The organism is Zeimonas arvi (assembly GCF_008039575.1).
Taxonomy (GTDB): domain Bacteria; phylum Pseudomonadota; class Gammaproteobacteria; order Burkholderiales; family Burkholderiaceae_E; genus Zeimonas; species Zeimonas arvi.
The window spans coordinates 369137-389086 of sequence record NZ_VDUY01000005.1 but is presented as its reverse complement, the minus strand read 5'-3'; the positions used below and the strand labels follow the sequence as shown (position 1 = coordinate 389086).

The 19950-nt window shown below is 68.3% G+C and carries 19 protein-coding genes and 1 pseudogene; 7 read left to right on the top strand and 13 right to left on the bottom strand.

Annotation, left to right across the window (positions count from 1 at the left end; genetic code table 11):
* Window positions 1-88: 88 nt before the first annotated feature.
* Together FHP08_RS14265 and FHP08_RS18830 are read right to left on the bottom strand one after the other, a co-directional pair.
* Entirely contained in the window at window positions 89-829 is a 741-nt protein-coding gene (locus tag FHP08_RS14265) for an arginase family protein (protein ID WP_147705133.1), read from the bottom strand.
* Between the two features lies 1 nt (window position 830).
* Window positions 831-1205 carry a TY-Chap domain-containing protein gene (locus FHP08_RS18830; protein ID WP_407704036.1) on the bottom strand — a complete coding sequence of 125 codons (375 nt, stop codon included), beginning with the start codon at window positions 1203-1205 and terminating at the stop codon, window positions 831-833.
* On the opposite strand from FHP08_RS18830, the pseudogene FHP08_RS14260 reads away from it, so the two are divergent.
* Window positions 1161-1340 (top strand): annotated as a pseudogene (locus tag FHP08_RS14260) (ATP-binding protein); the annotation flags it as partial. The gene FHP08_RS18830 and the pseudogene FHP08_RS14260 sit on opposite strands and share 45 nt — an antisense overlap.
* A gap of 117 nt (window positions 1341-1457) precedes the next feature.
* On the opposite strand, the gene FHP08_RS14255 reads toward FHP08_RS14260, so the two are convergent.
* The 3 genes from FHP08_RS14255 to FHP08_RS14245 all read right to left on the bottom strand — a co-directional run bounded on the left by FHP08_RS14255 (window position 1458) and on the right by FHP08_RS14245 (window position 7290).
* A complete protein-coding gene (locus tag FHP08_RS14255; protein ID WP_147705132.1) occupies window positions 1458-5063 on the bottom strand; it encodes a DUF3427 domain-containing protein in 3606 nt (1201 codons plus the stop codon).
* On the bottom strand, window positions 5060-5473 hold the full coding sequence (locus tag FHP08_RS18825) for a SprT-like domain-containing protein (protein WP_225879149.1): 414 nt from the start codon (window positions 5471-5473) through the stop codon (window positions 5060-5062). The genes FHP08_RS14255 and FHP08_RS18825 overlap by 4 nt, the downstream gene beginning before the upstream one ends.
* Window positions 5474-5697: 224 nt before the next feature.
* The gene (locus FHP08_RS14245) at window positions 5698-7290 is read right to left on the bottom strand and encodes a DUF2779 domain-containing protein (RefSeq protein ID WP_147705130.1); all 1593 of its coding nucleotides are present in this window, start codon (window positions 7288-7290) and stop codon (window positions 5698-5700) included.
* 161 nt (window positions 7291-7451) lie between these two features.
* On the opposite strand from FHP08_RS14245, the gene FHP08_RS14240 reads away from it, so the two are divergent.
* The 4 genes from FHP08_RS14240 to FHP08_RS14225 all read left to right on the top strand — a co-directional run bounded on the left by FHP08_RS14240 (window position 7452) and on the right by FHP08_RS14225 (window position 9091).
* Window positions 7452-7667: a helix-turn-helix domain-containing protein gene (locus FHP08_RS14240; protein WP_147705164.1), complete on the top strand. Its 216-nt coding sequence runs from the start codon at window positions 7452-7454 to the stop codon at window positions 7665-7667.
* Window positions 7668-7673: 6 nt separating this feature from the next.
* The gene (locus tag FHP08_RS14235; protein WP_147705129.1) at window positions 7674-8381 is read left to right on the top strand and encodes an HAD family hydrolase; all 708 of its coding nucleotides are present in this window, start codon (window positions 7674-7676) and stop codon (window positions 8379-8381) included.
* 207 nt (window positions 8382-8588) lie between these two features.
* Complete coding sequence (locus tag FHP08_RS14230) at window positions 8589-8831, top strand: type II toxin-antitoxin system Phd/YefM family antitoxin (protein WP_147705128.1); 243 nt, start codon at window positions 8589-8591, stop codon at window positions 8829-8831.
* Window positions 8828-9091 carry a Txe/YoeB family addiction module toxin gene (locus FHP08_RS14225; RefSeq protein ID WP_147705127.1) on the top strand — a complete coding sequence of 88 codons (264 nt, stop codon included), beginning with the start codon at window positions 8828-8830 and terminating at the stop codon, window positions 9089-9091. Before FHP08_RS14230 ends, FHP08_RS14225 begins: the two co-directional genes overlap by 4 nt.
* On the opposite strand, the gene FHP08_RS14220 is transcribed toward FHP08_RS14225, so the two are convergent.
* From FHP08_RS14220 to FHP08_RS14205, 4 genes are all read right to left on the bottom strand, one after another.
* Window positions 9039-9677, bottom strand: a complete 639-nt coding sequence (locus tag FHP08_RS14220; RefSeq protein WP_147705126.1) for a 3'-5' exonuclease — start codon at window positions 9675-9677, stop codon at window positions 9039-9041. The two genes, FHP08_RS14225 and FHP08_RS14220, sit on opposite strands and share 53 nt — an antisense overlap.
* Window positions 9678-9724: 47 nt before the next feature.
* Window positions 9725-10114, bottom strand: a complete 390-nt coding sequence (locus FHP08_RS14215) for a type II toxin-antitoxin system death-on-curing family toxin (protein ID WP_147705125.1) — start codon at window positions 10112-10114, stop codon at window positions 9725-9727.
* Window positions 10111-10341 (bottom strand): hypothetical protein, encoded by a 231-nt coding sequence (locus tag FHP08_RS14210; protein ID WP_147705124.1) that lies wholly within the window; start codon window positions 10339-10341, stop codon window positions 10111-10113. Before FHP08_RS14210 ends, FHP08_RS14215 begins: the two co-directional genes overlap by 4 nt.
* 66 nt (window positions 10342-10407) lie before the next feature.
* Window positions 10408-11835, bottom strand: a complete 1428-nt coding sequence (locus FHP08_RS14205) for a CoA transferase (RefSeq protein WP_147705123.1) — start codon at window positions 11833-11835, stop codon at window positions 10408-10410.
* A 45-nt stretch (window positions 11836-11880) separates the two neighbouring features.
* Here FHP08_RS14205 and FHP08_RS14200 point away from each other — a divergent pair, with 45 nt between their 5' ends.
* Window positions 11881-13119: an MFS transporter gene (locus FHP08_RS14200; protein WP_456119747.1), complete on the top strand. Its 1239-nt coding sequence runs from the start codon at window positions 11881-11883 to the stop codon at window positions 13117-13119.
* Window positions 13120-13124: 5 nt separating this feature from the next.
* The gene (locus tag FHP08_RS14195; protein ID WP_147705122.1) at window positions 13125-14948 is read left to right on the top strand and encodes a nuclease-related domain-containing DEAD/DEAH box helicase; all 1824 of its coding nucleotides are present in this window, start codon (window positions 13125-13127) and stop codon (window positions 14946-14948) included.
* Window positions 14949-15111: 163 nt separating this feature from the next.
* Here FHP08_RS14195 and FHP08_RS14185 read toward each other — a convergent pair whose 3' ends face one another.
* The 4 genes from FHP08_RS14185 to FHP08_RS14170 are packed head-to-tail and all read right to left on the bottom strand — an operon-like array spanning window position 15112 to window position 19826.
* Entirely contained in the window at window positions 15112-17001 is a 1890-nt protein-coding gene (locus FHP08_RS14185; protein WP_147705121.1) for a TRAP transporter permease, read from the bottom strand.
* Window positions 17002-17050: 49 nt separating this feature from the next.
* Window positions 17051-18016 (bottom strand): TAXI family TRAP transporter solute-binding subunit, encoded by a 966-nt coding sequence (locus FHP08_RS14180; protein ID WP_147705120.1) that lies wholly within the window; start codon window positions 18014-18016, stop codon window positions 17051-17053.
* Window positions 18013-18405 (bottom strand): AtuA-related protein, encoded by a 393-nt coding sequence (locus FHP08_RS14175; RefSeq protein ID WP_222707899.1) that lies wholly within the window; start codon window positions 18403-18405, stop codon window positions 18013-18015. Before FHP08_RS14175 ends, FHP08_RS14180 begins: the two co-directional genes overlap by 4 nt.
* Window positions 18402-19826 carry an acyclic terpene utilization AtuA family protein gene (locus tag FHP08_RS14170; protein WP_225879142.1) on the bottom strand — a complete coding sequence of 475 codons (1425 nt, stop codon included), beginning with the start codon at window positions 19824-19826 and terminating at the stop codon, window positions 18402-18404. The genes FHP08_RS14175 and FHP08_RS14170 overlap by 4 nt, the downstream gene beginning before the upstream one ends.
* Window positions 19827-19950: the final 124 nt, after the last annotated feature.

Genomic DNA, 19950 nt, shown 5'->3' with positions numbered 1-19950 from the left:
GGAGCGCTTGCCGACGTACCCGGCGCGCCGCATCGACGACTTGCTGCCGCATCGCTGGACCGCATCGCTCGCCGACGGCTGACATCGATCAGCGCGGCGGGAAAGATGGGTTGCCCGTACGGTTACGGTGCAACTGCCCGGTGGTCAGCCATCCGCCGAGCGGGTCGTCGACGTGCGGGTCGGCGCCGGCCTGGTAGAGGACGATGTCACAGTCCGCCATCGTGTCGACGATGGCCGGGACCTCCGCCAGGAAGCGTTCGGCCTGCGCCGGCGAGTGCCAATGCCGCCCTGCGCTGTAGTGGACGACCCAGTCGGCGCCAATCCGCTCGATGATCTCGTCGGTGCCGTCGCCGTAGTGCTCGTCGAAGTCGAGGATGCCGATCCGCGCGGCGCGCCCTTCCTGCTTCAGCACGCAGCCCGCGACCATCAGGCCGTTGAAGGTGCAGAAACCCGCGGCGCCGTCGTGCCGGGCGTGGTGGAAGCCCGAGCACGGCGCCGCCGCGACGCCGGCGAAGGGCGCGCTATCGCGGGCGCCGTCGATCGCCGCGCGCGCGGCCGCCAGCATCGCACCCGAGGTGAACGGCAGCGACGCCGCCACCGCCTGCGAGCGATTGCCGAAGCCGTTGGCGATGCGACCATCGAGCACGCCGTCGACGAAGGCGCGATCGTGCGCAAGCGCGAGCTGCTCACGGCTGACCGGCCCGGGCTCGACGAGCTCGATCGGCAGGCCGGCCTCGCGCCAGGCCTGCACGACCCACTCGGGCTTGGATGCGCTGGGCGAGAAGCTGCCGGAGTCGGCGACCATCCTCGGCGAGTAGAAGACCTTCATCTCAACGCTCCGCCGGGGCGAGGCCCAGGACCGGAAGCTCGATCCCGGCCCCGCATCGCGAGAAGGCCCTGTATTCGAGCTGCCGCGGAGCCTTCGCCCCGTACACCGACACGAGCGCCCCGATTGCGATCTCGGCGAGCATGCCGGAGTCCACCGGGGCCTCCATCATCAGGAAGTAGTTCGGCGATCCGCCCCACGCGCGCGGACCGGACTCCTCGGGCTCGTGCGTCGGCGCCCACCAGCCGAGCTGCAGCAGGCGGCAATGCGCGGCGTCGTCGAGCCGCTCGCCTCGCGGCAGGTAGTGATTCGACACGGCCTCCGCCAGCATGCCGAGCGCGGCAGCATGATCCTGGCCAGCAACCTGCCGTTCACGCAGTGGGCGAGCACCTTTGCCGACGACCAGGTGCTGGTCGCCGCGATGCTCGACCGGCTGCTGCACCACGCCCACATCGTGCAGATCACGGGCGAGAGCTGGCGACTGAAAGACAAGCGCCGAGCGGGGCACGCCCCGCTCGGCAAGGCATCGAAGAGCCGAATCGAACAGGAGTCGGGTGGGCCAGATTTACTCCGACGTTTCCACCGGAAGGTACGACCACCGGCTGCGGCGCGCCGCACTGCCAGATACACATCAGGAGGATGGAGCACTGAACTCCTTCGCCAAGCGCCCCGTCAGTGGTTGTTCGAGGCGCCAACGCACAGTAATCGGCTTCTCGCCCTCCCAGTCAACGAATGTCACCGGACCACAGTAGACGAACGGCGCGGCACCGCCACCAGCCAGCTTCTTCTCCGCCCTCACGAACAGTTCAACCCGCGCTCCTATAGCCTGGTGCTCCCGTATCAGGGTGCCGCTCTTGCTCTCTTGCTTCGTTCGATTCTGGCTCTGCCACTGGAACATGTCGGAAGAGAGAAAGTGATCGCCGTATTGAAAATTGCTCGTCATCCCGCCCTTCTGCAAGGTGACCAACAGGACGATGTGCTTCGGCTCACTCGGACTGACGACCACAAATCCAGCGTTCCAAATCGCCTCCGAAAACTCGGCGTCAAAGAGCCTGGGTATCTGCTCACGCGTATATCGTCTATGGATCTCCGCTTCATCTGAGTTGCGACGATTCGCTGGACGCAGAGTCCACTCGCCATCGGTACGTTCGCAAACCACCACATGGTTTGTACCGGGCAAGCCAGCATCATGTCCAAACCAGCTTCGCAAAATCGATGGAAGGGAGTTGTCCTGGCTGCCGGCGGCACGCAGTACGTTGACCGCAACTTCGACGAAGTTGGCTTCATACGACTTGCCGTCGATTAACACGCTCTGCCACCCCTCTGGCAGCCCTGCCGTCTTATCTCGGTCCGGCAGGAAAAGCATGGGGCGACCCTTCGCATGACTCACCTTCATCGTGAACGAGACCTCACCGACGGGCGGGCCTACGCGCGACAGATACTCCGCCAACCGCCACTCGGCGAGTTCTCGCACGAACGACTGGAAGTGTTCTCGCAACTGCTCCGGCACATCTTGTGCGTACCTGAACACGCCCGACTCGTATGTGAAAGCCGGGGCGTTGGACACCGCATGCTCCCCAGTCCATGCGGCGATCGGCCCCCGCTCAACCAGCGAACGCATCCCGCTAAGGTCATCAACGGGCACACCGAGATCGGCGACCAGCTTCGGATTCCGACTAGCAAGGCGACCGACCTCGCCCGCCAGCGCGTCCACCTCGATGCCCTGGCCAGGTATCGCGTCAGTGTTCAGCATTCCGAGAAGAACCAGCATCTTGAAACTGCGGGTCATCCTCGTCGACTCCAGCGCGTCGAGAAAGGCGCGAGAGTGCTGAAGGGCTCGCTTTTCGTCGGCGTCCAGGTCACCCATAGCATCGACCAACCCGAGCCACGACCCATACCTGCGGTTTCCCGACCGTGGCAAGTAACCGTCGTGATATACCTCGGTTGCCTTTGGCCGCTCACCGTTTCGATCTCGGAAGTCCACGTAGTAGTCGCGCAGCGCGTCACTTTGATCGGACGGAATCCGCAAGAGCGCGCGCATGATGTTGAGCGCCTCAAGGTCGTAAGTGACTTCGCAACCAGGCGGCAAGTCGAGCTCGTTGGCTTCCGCCTTGCTCAGTGCAGCATATAGATCGCGATCACTCCCCGCCGGCAACGCCAGGAGCGTCCGAGCCTTCAGCAGGAAACTGCGGTGATTACCGATGTAGTCGATGACCGTGAGCCGCTTATCCCCATGCTTACGCAGTCCGCGACCGAACTGTTGTAACCAAACAATCTGCGACTCGGTAGGGCGCAGCATCATCACCGTATCGATCGCCGGAACGTCCACGCCTTCGTTGAACATGTCGACGGCGAACACGACACTCAGCTCACCCGAGGCCAAGAGCTCGAGCGATACCGAACGGGCATCGGACTCGGCACCCGAATGGACGGCTGCGCATTTGACACCGTTGCTCTCGAAATAGCGGCGCATGAAATTCGCATGTCTCTGCGACACGCAGAACGCTAGAGTCCGCTCGCCCCCCCGCTTTCGCCACTGCTCGAGAATGTTCTGTGCTCGCCGCTGTGTCGCGACCGCCTCTGTCAACGCCTCTTCGTCGAAGCGAGTACTGCGCCAGGGAATGTTCGTGTAGTCGACGTCGTCCGGCACACCGAAGTATCGATACGCGCTCAAGAGCCCAACCTCGATGCCGCGCGGCACGGAGCAGCGATAGACAAGGTTTTCCTGGCAGAGCGCAAGTAGATCGCCACCATCCGAGCGCTCAGGCGTCGCCGTCAAGCCCAGGAGGAATCGAGGCTCGAAGTAGTCAATTAGGCGGCGATACGTCGCGGCAGCGGCATGATGGAACTCATCGACCACCACATAGTCAAAATCTTTTGGATCGAAACGGCGCAGGTGCTCGACACGGCTGAGCGTCTGAACGGAAGCGAACAGGATCTCGGCATCCGGCGCGCGCTCGCTCCCATTGAACAAGCCCATTGACGCCTGCGGTCGGATACGCCGGAAGGTGGCGACCGCCTGGCTTAATATCTCCTCGCGGTGAGCGATGAAGAGAATACGCGCGAAAGACTCGTTGGCAGTGTCGAATGCTGCGAGCCAGGTCTTTCCGAGGCCGGTGGCCATGACGACCAGGCCAGCTCGATACCCTTCTGCGCGCGTTCTCCGAAGCGCGTCTAGTGCTTCACGCTGGACCAGGTTCGGCTCCGGGGGCGGCAGCGGCGTCTCGACAGATTGATCCACCGGGCCCGAAGCGCCACTGATCGGCGCCCTTCGCCGCGACTGATAGGCGGCCAGCCAGCGCTCGTCCAAATCCGTCGTCGAAGAATGACTGAATAGCGCCTCGAACGCAGTGCGGACGCGACTCCAGCCGTCTGCATCGCGTGCGGACGCAACACGGTAATTCCACTCGATACCGTCTCCAAGTGCCGATCCGGACATATTAGAGCTTCCGACATACGCGACACCCCTGCCAACGGAATGGGTCAACACGTAAGCCTTCGGGTGGAAGCTATGGCCCTTGCTCTCGAAGATCCGGAGTACGCAGCGCTCTGAACCATATAGCGCTCGTAGATCCATCAACCTATGCAAGGCGTCCGGATCAGAGACATCAAGGTAATCGCCCGTTAAGAGTCGCAGCCGCCCACCTCGGGTAAGCAAGTCCTCAAAATGTGGATAAAGCCGGTCGACACCTGTCGGCATAACGAACGCGACTGCAATATCCAAGGTGAGGGCATTCGCTAGATCGCGCTCAAGCTGAGTCAGCAGCGGGTTATCGCCTCCGGTAGTCAGAACCGCCTCGACGATTCTCGGCTCCTGTGCCGTCAACAGAGTCGAAGGCGTCTCCCGGTTGACCAGATAATTGGCTTTCTCGGGGATCACATGCCTTACCCCGCCACGGGGATCGGAGACATCTCCATGACGACGGGGAATCACATGCAAATGCAGGTGCGGTACCGTCTGCCCTGCCGCTTCGCCCATGTTGATTCCGACATTGAACCCGTCCACCGGGCCCCTCGACCTAATGAAATCACAGACTCGCTCGATCGCACCGAAGATCTCCGCTCGTTCATCTAACGACGCATCGAACCAAGTCGGAATATGACGGCGCGGCACGATTAGCGCGTGACCGTCCGACACCGGAAACCCATCCCATAGGGCGCATATGTGAGTCCACTCAAGGAAGACTCGGTTCGCGTCAACGGCGCAGAACGGACAAACGCGAGGATCACTAGTCATGGGCGGTTTTCTTCGATAATGAGAACGCCATCCAGACCACTAACCACGCAGTCGGAACAGCGCCAACTGGGCATCGGTTTTCGCGCTCGGCGCGAGAAATCGCAAATTGGACAGCGATGCAAATACCGCCTCGATTCGGCATGGCGTGACGAGGGGGCGATGGTGTCGTCGGCCAGGCGCGCCGCAGAGCGATGACCGGCATCAGCGACGAGGCGTTGCCACGTCGGCCCGTGGGGGCGCTCGGAATGGCCGACGAGAATGTACGCCGCTATGTGGGCTAGCTCATGGCATAGGACCGCGTCGAGCAACTCTGCGTTGTTCTTCAGTTCGGGGGCCAGCGAGATGGTGTGCCGATCAAGATTGGTTCGCCCCCAACTTCGACTCAATCGGGCGGAATACCGGACTGACACGGTCTGGGCGAGCGTCGGCAGCGACCAGACAGCGGCAAAGCGCTCTACCTGAGGCCATTTGCCCTCACTCCTGCGATTCTGACGAGGCACTTTTGGATTCCGCTCCAAAGGGTTCACGGTCGATCATAGCCACGCGCGGATTCGTCGGACTAGGCCGAATGAGTGAGAGGGGCGGAGGCCTCGCCGATTTTGAGCAATGCAGACACTCTCCGATCGGAGTTGTCTTATTTCCGCACGCCTTCCAGGAACCTCGCCACCACCACCATCGCCCACGTATCCATCGCGCAATACCGCCTCAAGGCCCCCTCCAGCTCCGCCCGCCTGGCCTCCCCGGTCTCCGGATCGATCGCCTCCAGGTACGCCGCCTGCGCAGCCGCGCCGTGCTGCACTTCGTCGAGCAGGCCGTAGTCGGCGCCGCCGGGGATCGTGGGCAGCACCGCCTTGATCGAGCGCGAGCCTCGCATGTCGGGGTGGTAGTAGTGCGCGCGCACCAGCGGCAGCAGGTCCACCAGGCGCCGGGCGATCCGGTTGAGCGGGCGGGCCAGGTCGGGGAACTCGCCGGCCAGCGCGCGCAGCACGCTGCGCTCGAAGCCGGCGTTGTAGACGATGACCGGGCCGCTGGCCGGCAGCTCGCGCGCGAGCGCCTCGGCGCAGGCGCGGCGCGGGTCGGCGCCGCTCAGGTCCAGGAAGGCGGCCTCGCGCACCTGGCCTTCTTCTGACGGCCCTCCTTCCGGCGGCCCTCCTTCCGGCGGCCCTCCTTCTGACGGCTCTTTTCCCGGCGGCCCTTCCTCGATCTGGCACGACCACTGGAACGGCAGCTGCTGGTAGGGCCGGGTGCCGGGCCACTGGGGCACGGCGAAGCCGATCGTCTCGAAGTCCAGGTAGGCGCGCGGCCAGCCCAGGCCCGCGAGCTTCTCGGCGGCCTGCGGCTCGAGCAGCGGCGCGCCTTCGCGGGTCACGCGGGCGATCATGGCCAGCTCGGGGTCTTCGATGCGCTCGGGCGGCACGCTGCGCAGGTCATCAATGCCTTCGGCCAGCAGCTGGGCGGCCAGCTTCTTGCCCTGGGTGTTGGGCAGCAGCGTGACCGGGTACTCGGGCTGCGGGCCGGCCTGGGCGGCGCAGTGCGCCTGGAACGGGCAGTCGAAGGGCGTGCGGCACTGCTCGCCCATGGCGACGGCGGGCTCGTGGCCCTGCAGGATGCGTTCGGCCTCGCGCACCCAGCGCGGCACCTGGTCGAGCAGCGGCTCGGTGGCGGCGGTGAGGTCCTCGCGCGCGAACAGGCCCGCGTAGTCGGCGCCGCCGGGCCAGGTCCAGCCGGTGTTCACGTGCCAGAGCTCCACGCCGGCCAGCGGCGCCAGCGGGCCGGCAGCCCAGGAGTCGTCCTTCAGCTGTCCCTGCAGCACCCAGCGCTGGATCGTCACGTCGGCCAGGTGGTAGTCGCGCACCGAGCTGGTCGACTTGACCTCGGCCAGCCGCCAGCCGCCGGGCGCGGGCAGCAGCAGGTCGGCGCGCACCAGCACGCCGTCGCGCTCGAAGGTGGCCTCGTAGAGCGGGCGGCGCGGCGCGGCGGCCAGCAGCTCGCGGGTGAGGCGCAGCGCCTCGGCCAGGTCGGGCCGGTCGGTGCCGGGCACGCGCGGGTCGATCAGGATGCCGCCGGGCGCCAGCGTGCGCGCGACCTCGCCCACACGGTGGCCGGCGGCGAAGACCAGCTGCGCCACGGCCGAGTCTTCGCGCAGCTCGGGGTGGCGGACCTGCAGCCACAGGCGCCTGGGGCACTGCTGCAGGTCTTGCAGGCGGGATTTGGAGAGGCGGGGCATTCGCGAGCGGGTGGCCGGGTCAGGAGGGAGTATGGAGCGGGTGGGGCTCAGGGGGTGAGCCTGATGGGGTTATCTCATAACCGATATAAGCTGATGGGCTAGGTTCGCCAGCGTTCGAGACTGGCAGAGGAAATCGCGCGGGACGCACGAACATGAGCAGGATGAGAAGGGAAGTGATTGGCGGAACCGAGGTCCTGTGGAGCTCGGACAACATCTACGCGGACATGGGCATCCCCGATGCCGAGAGGTTCCGGATCAAGGCGAACCTGTCCGAGCGCAAGCTGATGGACTGCCTGACGCGGCTCGGTTACGACGTGGAGATCTCGGTGAGGCCGGCGCGCGAGGCGACGGGGCGGCTCACGGTAGCGAGGGGCTGACGCGACATGCCCGCACCCTGGCGCCCCCGCGCGATCACCCTCGACCTCGACGACACCCTCTGGCCGGTCGGCCCCACGCTGGTCGCCGCCGAGCAGGTGCTGGCCGACTGGCTGCGCGACCGCGCGCCGCGCACCGCGGCTGGCTACAGCCCCGAGACACGCGCCGCGATCCGCAGGCGCCTGCTTGCCGACCACCCGCGGCACGCGCACGACATGAGCTTCCTGCGGCGCGAGGGCCTGCGCCTGGCGATGGCCGACGCCGGCGACGATCCGGTCCTGGCCGACGAGGCCTTCGCGGTCTTCCTGGCGGCCCGCCAGCGGGTCGAGTTCTTCGAGGACGTGCTGCCGGTGCTGGCCCGCTGGTCGGCGCGCTACCGGCTGGTGGCGGTCAGCAACGGCAATGCCGACGTGCACGCAGTGGGCCTCGGTGCCTATTTCTCCGGCGCAGTGAGCGCTCACAAGGTTGGTTGCGCCAAACCCGATCCCGGGATATTCCACGAGGCCTGCCGGCTGGCCGGCGCCGCCCCGGAAGAGGTGCTGCACATCGGCGACGACCCGCATCTCGACGTGCTCGGCGCACGCCGGGCCGGGCTGCAGGCGACGTGGATCCGCCGGCCGGAGTTCGTCCATCGGCACCCGATCGAGGCGCTGGGGCCCGAAGTGGGGCCTGCGTTCGAGGACCTGCGCGCGATCGACGCGATGCTCGGGGGGTGATGGGCCGACGAGGCCGAGATGGCCCGGCGCATGCGCACGACGCGCGCGCAACTCGACAGGCTGCTCGACCCCGACAATCCGTCGACGACGCTGCAGACGCTGGTTCGGGCTGCGGGGGGGCAGTGGAAAAGCGCCTGCGGATCTCGTTGGTCAAGGCTTGATGGTACGTACGCTATCGCGTACGCTTACGACATCTCGGAGCCCCCAATGTCCACCCTGACCGCCAGCGAAGCCCGCGCGAACCTGTACCGCCTGATGGACGAGGCGGCGGAGTCGCATCAGCCCATTCACATCACCGGCAAGCGCACGAATGCGGTGCTGATCGCGGCTGAGGATTGGCAGGCGATCCAGGAAACGCTGTTCCTGCTGTCCGTGCCGGGCATGCGCGAATCCATCAAGGAGGGCATGGCGGAGCCGCTCGACGAAAGCGCCAGGGAACTCGACTGGTGACCTGGACGATCGTCTTTGCGAAACACGCGCTCAAGGACGCGAAGAAGCTTGCGGCCGCAGGCCTGAAGACCCGGACCGAGGAACTCCTGAAGCTGCTGGCGGAAGATCCGTTCCGGAGCCCGCCACCCTACGAAAAGCTGGTCGGTGACCTCGCGGGCACCTGGTCGCGCCGCATCAACATCCAGCACCGGCTGATCTACGAGGTCTTCACCGAGCAAAGAACCGTGCGCGTACTCCGGATGTGGTCCCACTACGAATGAACCGATCGAGCTCCCGCGCCGGCATCCCCTGGATCTCGCACAACAGCCCGTGCGTGACCGCCCCCAGCCGGAACCGGGCCACCAGCTCATCCTCGAGCCGAACCAGCAGGCTCGCCGCCATCTCGGCGTCGGCCAGCGCGCGGTGGTAGCGGCCGGCCACCGGCAGGCCGGCGAACTCGACCAGCGTGCCCAGCTTGTGGTTGGGCGCATGCGGGAGCAGCCTGCGCGCGAGCAGCATCGTGCAGGCGAAGTCCTGCGTGCGCGAGCGGCCCGCGCGGGCCAGCTCGGCGTCCCAGAACTTGCGGTCGAAGGAGGCGTTGTGCGCGGCCATCGGATGGCCGCCCACGAAGTCGGCCACCTCGCGCATCACCTTCGCGGCCGGCGGCGCAGCGCGCACCATCTCGTTGCTGATGCCGGTCAGCGCCTCGATGAAGGGCGGCACCCAGGCGCCTGCGTTCATCAGGCTCTGGTAGCGGTCGACGACCACGCCGTCGCGCACCAGCACCGCGGCGATCTCGGTGGCGCGCGCGCCGTGCTCGGGCGAGATGCCGGTGGTTTCGAAGTCGATGACGGCGATGGTGTCCATGGAGCGTGCGTGGCTTGAGCGATTGACCGTCTGCCGAGCCAGAGGGTTCAGTGGCGCTCGTCCTGCCTGACGAAGCCGCGCAGCCACGGTTCGATGTGTCGAATGTCGAAGCTGCCCTGGTCGAACATATCCATCATGTCCTTGTGAATCAGCATCGGCGCACGATCGACGCGATAGCCATTGATCCGAAGGAATACGTCGGCCGCCGCGAATGCGACCCGCTTGTTCCCATCGACGAACGGATGATTCACCGCCAGGCTCTCCAACAGCGCAGCCGCCTCGGCGACGATGTCCGCGTAGTAGCCGGTTTGGGGCCTGAACAACGCAGCCTCCAGCGCCCCGGGGTCGCGCAGGCCTGCGGCCCCGCCGTACCGCTTGATCAGCACCGCGTGCAGCGCAAGCACGTCGGCGACGCCGAGGTAATCCCGCCGGGTCACTTGGCCAGTTCGCGGTACAACTCGTCGAACTCACCGAGACTGTCGGCGAAGGCCTCCATCACGTGGCGACGGGGACGCCCCTTGGTCTTTCGCTCGATGTAGTCCCTCAGTGCTTCGTCCAGCACAGCCTGGAACTGCCTCCCCTCGGACTCCGCAATACTGCGAAGCGCGGAGAGCACCTCGGGGGAAGCTTGTGAGGAGAACTTTTCGCGGGTTTGCGCGGCCATGACTCTTGCCATCATGAAACATCTTGATGACTCATCATACACGCGCAATGCCCACGCGAGGCCCATTCAATCGTGCGACCATTCCGGCGAATGACTCCCCGGCGGCATCGACGGCCTGGCCCACCCCGCCGGCGTGCGCGACAGCTGCGCCGCGTGCCGAACCGCGGTCAACTCGCCGAAGCCCGACGCCGACGTTTCCAGGTAGGGCCCGAGCTCGGGCTTGCCGACCGAGAAACCGTCGGCGACTCTCCCCAGCCCGCGCAGCCAGTGCCCGGTCTGCGCGAGCGACACGCGCACCAGCCAGCTGCCGCCCTCGAGCTGCTGGCGGCGCAGCGCGGCCGCGGCGCCGAAGGCGATCAGGTAGCCGGTGGCCTGGTCGAGGATCTGCATCGGCAGGGCGCGGGGCTTGCCGTCGCCGGCCGCCTCGCCCTCGGCCCGGTTGAAACCCATCGCGGTCTGCACCAGCGAGTCGAAGCCGCGCCGTCCCGCCCACGGCCCCTGGGTGCCGTAGGCCGACAGCGACACGCAGACGATGCCCGGCCGCTTGCGAGCGAGATCCTCGGGGCCGTAGCCGAGGGCGTCGAGCCCGCCCGGCCGGTAGCCCTGCACGAACACGTGCGCCTTGGCCACCAGCCGGTCCATCGCCGCGCGGCCCTCGGGCTCGCGAAGGTCGATCAGCGCCGACAGCTTGCCGCGGCTGGTGTCGGCGATCGCCTCGATGTTGGGCAGGTGCGGCGCGTTGACCAGCATCACGTCGGCGCCATAGGCGGCGAGCGCGCGGCCGCCGACCGGGCCGGCCAGGATGCGGGTGAGGTCCAGCACGCGGAGGCCGGCCAGGGGCGGCGCGTCGCCCGAAAGCGGAGGCAGCGACAGCGGCGGCGCATCGGCGGCCGGCTCGCCGTGGCCCTGCCCCGGCCCGATCCGCTCGATCGTGAAGAGCGGCTGCGCCGCGATCGCCGCGGCCTGCGGCGTGGCGTCCCACTCGTCGAAGCCGCGCAGCGCCGTGGCGACCAGGCCGGCCTCGGCAGTGGCCGTCTCGAAATCCAGGGCGCGCCAGCCGAGCATCGCGCGCTCGGCATCCTCGCGGGTGGCGGTGGCCGGGTCGAGCCCCATCAGCCGCAGCGCGCCCTCGCGGTGGTGCGCGAAGTTGGCGTGCACCCGCACCCAGCCGTCGGCGCAGCGGTACAGGCCCGAGAACTTGTCCCACAGGTCGGGCACCTTGCCGTCGATCGCGAACCAGCCCAGGCACTCGATGGCCGCGTGCAGCATGTCGACCGAGACCTGCCGGCGGGCGGCGCGGGCTCGCAGCGAGCCCAGCTCGCAGGCGGCTAGCGCCGCCGCGGCGATCGTGGCCTGAGCCGCGGCGCCCACCGCGAACGACGATGGCAGCACCGGCTCGCTGCCGGTGAGGTGCACCTGCCCCAGGGCGTCGGTCGGCAGCCCCGCCAGCTGCCAGAGGTCGGCAAGGACCTTCGCGGAATCCGGATCGCGCATGGGTGCAGTCTGCCACCGGTTGGGGCTAGGCTGTAGCCTGTCGTCATGCCCGACGCTCCCGGCTTCGAAACTCGACCCATGTCCGACCGCACGCGCTGGACGATGCTGCTTGCGCTGACCGGCGCCTTCGCGCTGAGCCAGGCCTACCGGACCGTGGCCGCCATCATGGGTCCGCCCTTGCAGCGCGACTTCGGCCTGTCGCCGCAGGAGCTGGGCGCCTTCGCCGCGATCTTCCACTTCGCCTTTGGCGCGCTGCAGCTCGCCATGGGCATCGGCGTGGACATGCACGGCGTGAGGCGCACGGTGCTGGCCGCCTTTCCGCTCACGATCGCGGGCGCCGTGCTGTCGGCCATGGCGCCGAGCTTCGGCTGGCTGATGCTGGGCCAGGCGCTGATCGGCGTGGGCAGCGCGCCGGCTTTCCTCGTGTGCACCGTGTTCATCGCGCGTCAGTTCCCGGCCGAGCGCTTCGCGGCGGTGTCCGGCACGGTGCTCGCGATCGGCGGGGTGGGCATGCTGCTCACCGGCACGCCGCTGGCCTGGCTGATCGAATCCTGGTCGTGGCGGGCCGGCTTCGTGGTGCTGGCAGCGATGTCGGTGCTGGCCTGGCTGGCGATCCTGCGCTGGGTGCGCGAACCCGGCGCCGAAGACCATGGCGGGGTGGCGCGGCAGAGCTTCGGCGATGCGCTGCGCGGCTTCGCGCGCTTGTTCACGATGCCGCACACCTGGGGCATCCTGGCGCTGGGCGCGGTCACCTACGCGGCCTTCGTGTCCCTGCGCGGGCTGTGGCTGGGCCCGATGCTGGTGGACCGGCACGGGTTCTCGCTGGTGGCGGCGGGCAACGTGGCCGTCGCCCTCACGCTGCTGGCGCTGGCGGGGCCGCCGCTGTTCGGGCGCTTCGACCCGGGCGCTGCGCGGCGGCGCCGGATCCTCGCGTTCACGCTGGTGCTCGTCGGCTTCTTCGCGCTGATGGCCGCCGGCGCCGGTCCCGTCGTCGACGTGGCCGCGTCGCTCGTGCTGTCGCTGCTCTCGGGCTTCATCGTGCTGCAGTACTCGGACGTGCGTTCGTCCTACCCGCCCGAAACCGTGGGCCGCGCGCTGTCGCTGTTCACGATGGCGATGTTCCTGGGCGTGGCGCTGATGCAGTGGTTGACCGGCGTCGTGGCCTCGGCCGCGGCGGCGGCGGGCTGGCCGGTCTACGGGGCGGTGTTCGCGGCCATTGCGGCAATGCTCGCGCTGGGGGCGGCGGCGTTCGCTTTCCTTCCACAGCCGGCGGGCAGGCACTGACGACGATGGCGCGACTCGTTCCCGAGGAGCTCGACGCCGCGAAGGCCCGCGGCCAGGCGCGCCGCGAGATCGAGACGGTCGAAGCCCTCGAGCGCGAGCTGTCCGACGAGTACACCGTGTACCACGGCGTGCACTGGGCGCATTCCGACCGCTCGGCCGCCTTCTACGGCGAGATCGACTTCGTGGTGGTCAACCGCTACGGCCGCGCGATCGCGATCGAGCAGAAGAACGGCAAGCTGGTGTCGGACGGCCGGGACCTGCTCAAACCCTACGCGGGCGGACCGAAGCCGGTGGCCGCGCAGATGGGCCGCAACCTGCGTGGCCTGATGAGCGAATTCTCGCGCCGCTTCCCGAACAGCGGGCGGCTCGACATCGACCACTTGGTCTACCTGCCCGACCACGCGCTCGCCGGCCCCACGCCGGCTTCGGTGGACCCGACCCGGGTGGTCGACGCGCGCTCGCGCGAGTCGCTGGCGAAACGCATCGAGGCGCTGTTCGACGAGCGGCCGATGCCCGCGAGCCAGGGCGCCACCGGCCTGCGCCCCGCCGAGGCGACCGACGTGCACGCCTTCCTTTCCGAGCGGCTGAACGTGGTGCCGAGCATCGACGCGATCTCGCGCAATGCGCGCGAGCAGTATGCGCGGCTGTCCGGCGGACTGGCCACCTGGGCGCGCCGCCTGTCGATGCAGCCCTTCCGCCTGCGCGTGCGAGGAACGGCCGGATCGGGCAAGACACAGCTGGCGCTGGCCGAGCTGCGGGCCGCGCACGAGGCGGGCCGCAGCGCGCTCTACCTGTGCTTCAACCGGCCTCTGGCCGACGCGATGCGCAGCGCAGCGCCGAAGCACGGCACCTGCATGACCTTCCACGAGCTCGGCGACTGGCTGCTGAAGCAGCGCGGCGAGCCGGTCGACTACGCGCAGCCGGGCGCCTTCGAGCGGCTGGCCGAGGCGGTCGTGGCGGCCGCGGACCTGCGCGAGTCGGTCGACCTGCTGGTCGTCGACGAGGGCCAGGACTTCGAGCCGCGCTGGGCCGAAGCGCTGGCGCGCATGGTGACGCCCGATGGCCGGCTGCTCTGGCTCGAGGATCCATCGCAGAACCTGTATCGGCGCGAGCCGGCCGAGCTGTCCGGGTGGGTCACGCTGGAGTCGCCGGTCAACTATCGCTCGCCGCAGGTGGTGGTCACGCTGATCAATGCGCTGGGGCTGGTGGATCACGAGGTCGAGGCGGGCGGGGCGGTGCACGGCTTCGATCCGGAGCTGCTCGAATACTCGGATGCGGACGCGAACGCGGAAGCGGAAGCGGATGAAGCATCGGCCGAATCGGAGCCCATCGGGCTGGACCGGTGCCGAACGATCGCCGAGTCGCGGCCCGCGATGCAGGGCCGGCCGACGCCATCGTCCGCGCAAGCGGAGCCGCGCACCCTCACGCTGCACGCCCAGACCTCGGCCGCGGTCCGCGCGCTGCTCGCGGCCGGCCACGCCGCGGACGCCATCGCGGTGGTGTACTGGCATGGCCTGGCGAGCTCGCGGATCGCGGGCGCCGACGAGATCGCCGGGCTTCGCACCCGCCGCTTCAGCGGTCGCTACGACCCGGAGGGCCGCCCGCTCCTCACCGACGGCGCGCTTCAGCTCGAGACCCTGTTCCGCTTCAAGGGCCAGGCGGCCGACTGCGTCGTGATCACCGAGATCGACTTCGACGACTGGAGCGACGACGTGCGCCGCCGGCTGTTCGTGGCGCTGACGCGGGCGCGGCTGAAGGTGGCGCTGGTGGCGTCGGAGCGCGCGGCGCAGGCCATCGAGGGGCGGCTCGGCGGTCAGCCACCCGCGTAGCCCGCCTCCCGCTGGCTGCGGATCGCCAGCACGAAGATCGTGTCCACGGCTTCGAGGTAACGGTGCAGAGCCACGGGACCGCTTCTCCAGTCGCGAGGATTGCCGCGAACCGCCGCTCAGCGTCGTCGTGGAATCCGGCACGACGCTCCAGTTGCTCGGCCTTCTAGCCGAGCGTCACAGCCGGATCTGCGGCCCGGGCGCCTCCGCGCAGCCTGTCCCGCCGCCCCACCCACAGCGCGAGCAGCGCCGCGGTGGCCACCCCCAGCCCGTACCAGGTCGGAAACACCGACAGCCCCGCGATCGCCAGCAGAACCACCGCGTTGAGCGCGCGCGAATCGAACAGCCGCGCGCCGCCGAACAGCATCGCGAAGGCCATGGTGAACACCAGTCCCGAGACCACGGCCTCGAGGATGTCGAGCCAGCCGCCCGACAGCAGCATGCCCGGGTAGGCGATGAACATGAAGGGGATCACGTAGGTGACCGCACCGAGCTTGACCGCCTCGAACGCCACCTCGGTCCATCGGGTCTGCGCGATGCCGGCGGCCACGAACACCGCCACGCAGACCGGCGGCGTGATCACCGAGATGGTCGCGTAGTAGAAGACGAACATGTGCGCCACGATCGGTTCGATGCCCACCTTGGTAAGCGCCGGCGCAAGCACCGCGGCCACCAGCACGTAGGCGGCGGTCGTCGGCATGCCCATGCCGATCACCATGCACACGATGCCCGTGACCAGCGCCACCAGCCACACCGAGCTGCCGGCCAGCGCCACGATCATCGTGGACAGGGTCACACCGAAGCCGGTGAGGTTCACCATGCTCACCAGGATCTGCGCGCCGGCCAGCAGCACGCCGATCATCACCAGCGCCTTGCCGGCGTCTTCCAGGCTGTCGAGGATCACGCGCAGCGAGGTTTTCAGGTCGGCGAGCGAGCGCACGTTCAGCAGCAGGTAGGGCACGAACAGGCCGATCACGCCGAAGAAGGCGGCGGTCTGCACCGAGCGGCCGCTCACGATGCCGAAGATCAGCGCGGCGAAGGCGGCCACGATCGGCACGGTGCGCTTCGGCGCACGCACGGCCGCCCAGGACGGCATCTCCGACTCGGGCACCACCTTGAGCCCGCGGTTGATCGCGATGAAGTGGATGGTGGCGAAGCAGCCCAGGTAATAGAGGAAGGCGGGGAGGAAGGCCGCCGCAGCGATGTCGAAGTAGCTGCGGCCGATGATCTCGGCCATCACGAACGCGGCCGCCCCCATCACCGGCGGCGCGATCTGCCCGCCGGTTGAAGCGACCGCCTCGATGCCGCCGGCCAGCGCCGGCGGATAGCCCAGGCGCTTCATCAGAGGGATCGTGAAGTTGCCGGTGGTGGCCACGTTGGCCACCGCGCTGCCGCTGATCGTGCCGAACAGGCCCGAGGCCACGGTGGCCATCTTGGCGGCGCCGCCCGGGCTGCGGCCGCTCACGCGGATGGCCAGATCCATGAAGGTCTGGCCGCCGCCGGTGAACAGCAGCACGCTGCCGAACAGCACGAAGGCGCCGATCGTGGTGCTGGCCACGCCCACCAGCAGGCCCCAGATGCCCAGGTCGCCGAGCAGCAGGGTCTCGGTGACGAAGTAGACGTCGAAGCCACGGTGACCCAAGGGCCCGCTGATGTACTGGCCGAGGAACGCATAGGCGATGCCGGCCAGCGCGATGACCGGAAAGATCGCGCCGATCGCGCGGCGCGACACCTCGAGCACGGTGATCACCAGGCCGGCCGTGAGCGCGATGTCGAGCGCGGTGGCCGTGGGCAGGCTCTCCATGATCTCGTCGTAGCTGACGATCACATAGGCGCAGGCCGCGAGCGTGACTACCGCCATCGCCGCATCGACCGCCACGCCGGCGGGGCGCCAGCGCCGCCCCTCGCCCAGCGGGAACATCAGCAGACCCAGGCAGACCACCAGCGCCAGGAAGATCGCCCGCTGGATCAGGCTTTCGAAGGCCCCGAAAGCCGAGGTGTAGAGGATGAACAGCCCCAGCAGGGCCGCCAGCGTCTTGCTTGCCCAGGCGCGCATGCTTCGGTGTCGCGGATCGGTTGGCGCGAGTCTTCGTGGCGGGTGCCGATCACTTCGGCATCAGCTTGGCCGGGATCTCGACGCCCTTCTCCTTGATGTAGCGCGCCACACCCGGGTGCAGCGGGATCGTGCCCTGCTCGAGCGTGAGCTTCATGATGTCGATGCCCTTCAGGCTCGACAGCGCGCCGACCTGCACGGTCTTGTCCTCGAACACCGCCTTGGCGATCTGGTAAGCCATCTCCTCGGACAGGTCGGGGCGGGCCGAGACGGCCAGGCCGAAGCTCCAGGTGCTGTAGGCCGGAATCCCGTCGGCGGCGCCGGCCGGGATGTCGACCACCGCGATGTCGGGCATCTTGTCCCGGAGCAGCTTCTTCTGCGCGTCATCGAGGCCGAGCACCTTGACCGGCGTGAAGGTCGCGATGTCGAGCGAGGAGCCGTCGAGCTTGTTGCCGGCGCCGGACTTCACGTAGCCGATCACCCGGTTGTCCTTGATCGAGTTGACGATGTCGGTGGTCGAGCCACGCACCCAGTCGGGCGCGATGCCCAGGGTCTTGAACACCGCCTCGGCCGTCTTCTCGGTGGCCGAGCCCTTCAGGCCCGGGTTGAAGCGCTTGCCGGCGAGCTCTGCCAGCGTGCTCACCTTGCTGTCGGCACGCACGACCACGTTCTGCGGGGCCGGCGAGTAGACGAACATCAGCCGGTTGTCGACCTTCTTGCCTTCGAAGGCCTGCTGGCCCACGTAGGCGTGATAGCTGACGTTGGTGGTGACCAGGCCCAGGTCGACCTGCTTGCGGTCCATGCGGCGCAGGTTGTCGACGGTCGCGCCGGTCTCCACGACCGAGCTCTCCACGTTGGGCACCTTGGCGTTGATCAGCTGCGACAGCGCCACGAAATAGCCGTACTGGCTGGACGAGGCCGAGGTGGAGCCGATCAGGATCTTGTCCTTGGCCAGCGCCGGGGTGGCGAGGGCGACGGTGGCGCAGGCGGCCAGGGCCGCGACGAGTTTGCGTTTCATGCTCCGGTTCCTTCCTTTTGCTTGCGTGAGGTGTGACGGGTGTCGGTGTCGTCGAGGCGGGCGCGCGGAATCCGCACCGGCAGCGACAGCACCAGGAACGAATGGGTCTTGCCGTGCCCGTCGAGGTTCAGCGCGTCGTTCACGCCGCCTTCGAGCACGTCGTCGATCACGAAGTTCAGCGCCCACAGGCGCGGCAATTCGTAGCGCTGCACCCGGGTGGCGCCCCGGTGGGCGAAGAGCGCATGCACGCGCTCGCCGGTGAGCTGCTCGCGAATCAGCGGAAAGTCCGCTTCGCGGTAGACGATCACGCTCACGTTCAGGCGGTCTCCCTTGTCGCCGGCGCGGGCGTGGGCGATCCGGTGCAACGGCACTTCCACGAAATCGTTCATTCGACGAACTCCACCGTGTGCCGCACCAACTCTCGGCGGATGTAGCCCGAAGTGGTGGAGATGCGGCGGCGCAGGCTGCTGCGGATGCCGCCGCCGCCGGCAGGCCCCGCGCAGTAGAGCGCGAGCACTTCCTCGGGGGCGCGGGCGGCGGTCGCGCGGTCGGGGGCGCTGATCGCGATCCGCAGGCGGACGTCCTGCAGAAGGCGCGACGCGGCGCCGGCAGCGGCGCCGGCATCGCCGCGGCGCGAGAGCGTGGCATCGCCGCCGCGGGCCGCGAGCCATGCGCCGTCGTCGTCGTTGAACACGCTGGCCACGCCGATCAGGTCGCCGCGCATCCGGATGTCCGAGGGCAGCCGCTTGCGGACCACGTCGAGCGCGAGGCGCGCGCGGTCCAGCGCGTTGGGCCCGGCGTAGGAGATCTCGGCTTCGCCGAACCAGCCCGCCTCGTGGCCGACGGTGACCTTGAGCGTTCGCGGCTTCTCGCGGCCGCGGGCGCCCTCGACGCGCACCTGGTCGGATCCGATCTCTGAAAGCGCCACTTCGGTGATGTCCAGCGTGACGTCGGGGGTCAGGTAGCTGGAAGGGTCGTGGATCTCGTAGAGCAGTTGCTCGGTGACGGTGTGGCGATTCACCAGTCCGCCGATGTCGTCGCCCTTGCCGACCACGAAGCGTCCGTCGGCCTGCATGGCCACCACCGGGTAAGCGATGCGCTCGGGGTGGGGCACGTCCTTGAAGCCGGGGTCGGCGTAGTAGCCGCCGGTGACCTGGGCGCCGCACTCGAGCAGATGGCCGGCGGCGGTGCCGGCGGCGGCCATCATCGGGTCGTCGAGCGACCAGCCGTGGAAGTGCGCGAAGGGCGCCAGCGCGAGCGAGGGGTCGGCCACGCGGCCGGTGACCACCACGTCCGCGCCGGCGGCCAGCGCCTCGACCAGGGGCGCGGCGCCGAGGTAGGCATTGGCGCAGATCACGTTGCCCAGCGGCAGGGGAGTGCCGTGCCCGTCCTCCAGGCCGGAGACGGCGCCGCTGGCGACCAGGTCGTCGCCGGTGACGACCGCGATCCTCATCGGCCGGCAGCCCAGCCGCTTGCCCAGCGCGCGGATCGCGCGGGCCGCCGCGCGGGGATTGGCCTGGCCGAAGTTGCCGAGAATGCGGATGCCGTGCGCCAGGCAGGGTTCCAGGATGGGCTCGAGCATGCGCTCGAGCAGCGGCTCGTAGCCGTGATCGGGGTTCTCGAGGCGCGCGAGCTGGGCCAGCGCCAGCGTGCGCTCGCCGAGCGTCTCGAACATGATGGCCGCCGGGCCGCCCGACGCGATCAGGCTGCGCACCACCGGCAGCGGCGCGTCGAGCCGGTCTCCCGAGAAACCGGCGCCGCAGCCGACCCTGACCGTGTCGTGGGCGCCGATTGCACCCTGATTCGGCACGTTTCGTCTCCTCTGTCGTTGTTCTGGACTCGTCGGCGCCAGACTGCCTCAGCAGGCGCCGTTCTGGCAAACTGATTTATCCGATCGATTCATAAACGGCGTTTATGCACCTGAGCATCCGGCA

Excerpts from the sequence above, each read along its gene's own strand:
- FHP08_RS14245 (WP_147705130.1), bottom strand. The coding sequence starts at position 7,290 with ATGCCCCGCCTCTCCAAATCCCGCCTGCAAGACCTGCAGCAGTGCCCC.
- FHP08_RS14255 (WP_147705132.1), bottom strand. The coding sequence starts at position 5,063 with ATGACTAGTGATCCTCGCGTTTGTCCGTTCTGCGCCGTTGACGCGAAC.
- FHP08_RS14210 (WP_147705124.1), bottom strand. The coding sequence starts at position 10,341 with ATGGCCGCGCAAACCCGCGAAAAGTTCTCCTCACAAGCTTCCCCCGAG.
- FHP08_RS14235 (WP_147705129.1), top strand. The coding sequence starts at position 7,674 with ATGCCCGCACCCTGGCGCCCCCGCGCGATCACCCTCGACCTCGACGAC.
- FHP08_RS14180 (WP_147705120.1), bottom strand. The coding sequence starts at position 18,016 with ATGAAACGCAAACTCGTCGCGGCCCTGGCCGCCTGCGCCACCGTCGCC.
- FHP08_RS14230 (WP_147705128.1), top strand. The coding sequence starts at position 8,589 with ATGTCCACCCTGACCGCCAGCGAAGCCCGCGCGAACCTGTACCGCCTG.
- FHP08_RS14195 (WP_147705122.1), top strand. The coding sequence starts at position 13,125 with ATGGCGCGACTCGTTCCCGAGGAGCTCGACGCCGCGAAGGCCCGCGGC.
- FHP08_RS14240 (WP_147705164.1), top strand. The coding sequence starts at position 7,452 with ATGAGAAGGGAAGTGATTGGCGGAACCGAGGTCCTGTGGAGCTCGGAC.
- FHP08_RS14200 (WP_456119747.1), top strand. The coding sequence starts at position 11,881 with ATGCCCGACGCTCCCGGCTTCGAAACTCGACCCATGTCCGACCGCACG.
- FHP08_RS14185 (WP_147705121.1), bottom strand. The coding sequence starts at position 17,001 with ATGCGCGCCTGGGCAAGCAAGACGCTGGCGGCCCTGCTGGGGCTGTTC.
- FHP08_RS14220 (WP_147705126.1), bottom strand. The coding sequence starts at position 9,677 with ATGGACACCATCGCCGTCATCGACTTCGAAACCACCGGCATCTCGCCC.
- FHP08_RS14265 (WP_147705133.1), bottom strand. The coding sequence starts at position 829 with ATGAAGGTCTTCTACTCGCCGAGGATGGTCGCCGACTCCGGCAGCTTC.
- FHP08_RS14175 (WP_222707899.1), bottom strand. The coding sequence starts at position 18,405 with ATGAACGATTTCGTGGAAGTGCCGTTGCACCGGATCGCCCACGCCCGC.
- FHP08_RS14205 (WP_147705123.1), bottom strand. The coding sequence starts at position 11,835 with ATGCGCGATCCGGATTCCGCGAAGGTCCTTGCCGACCTCTGGCAGCTG.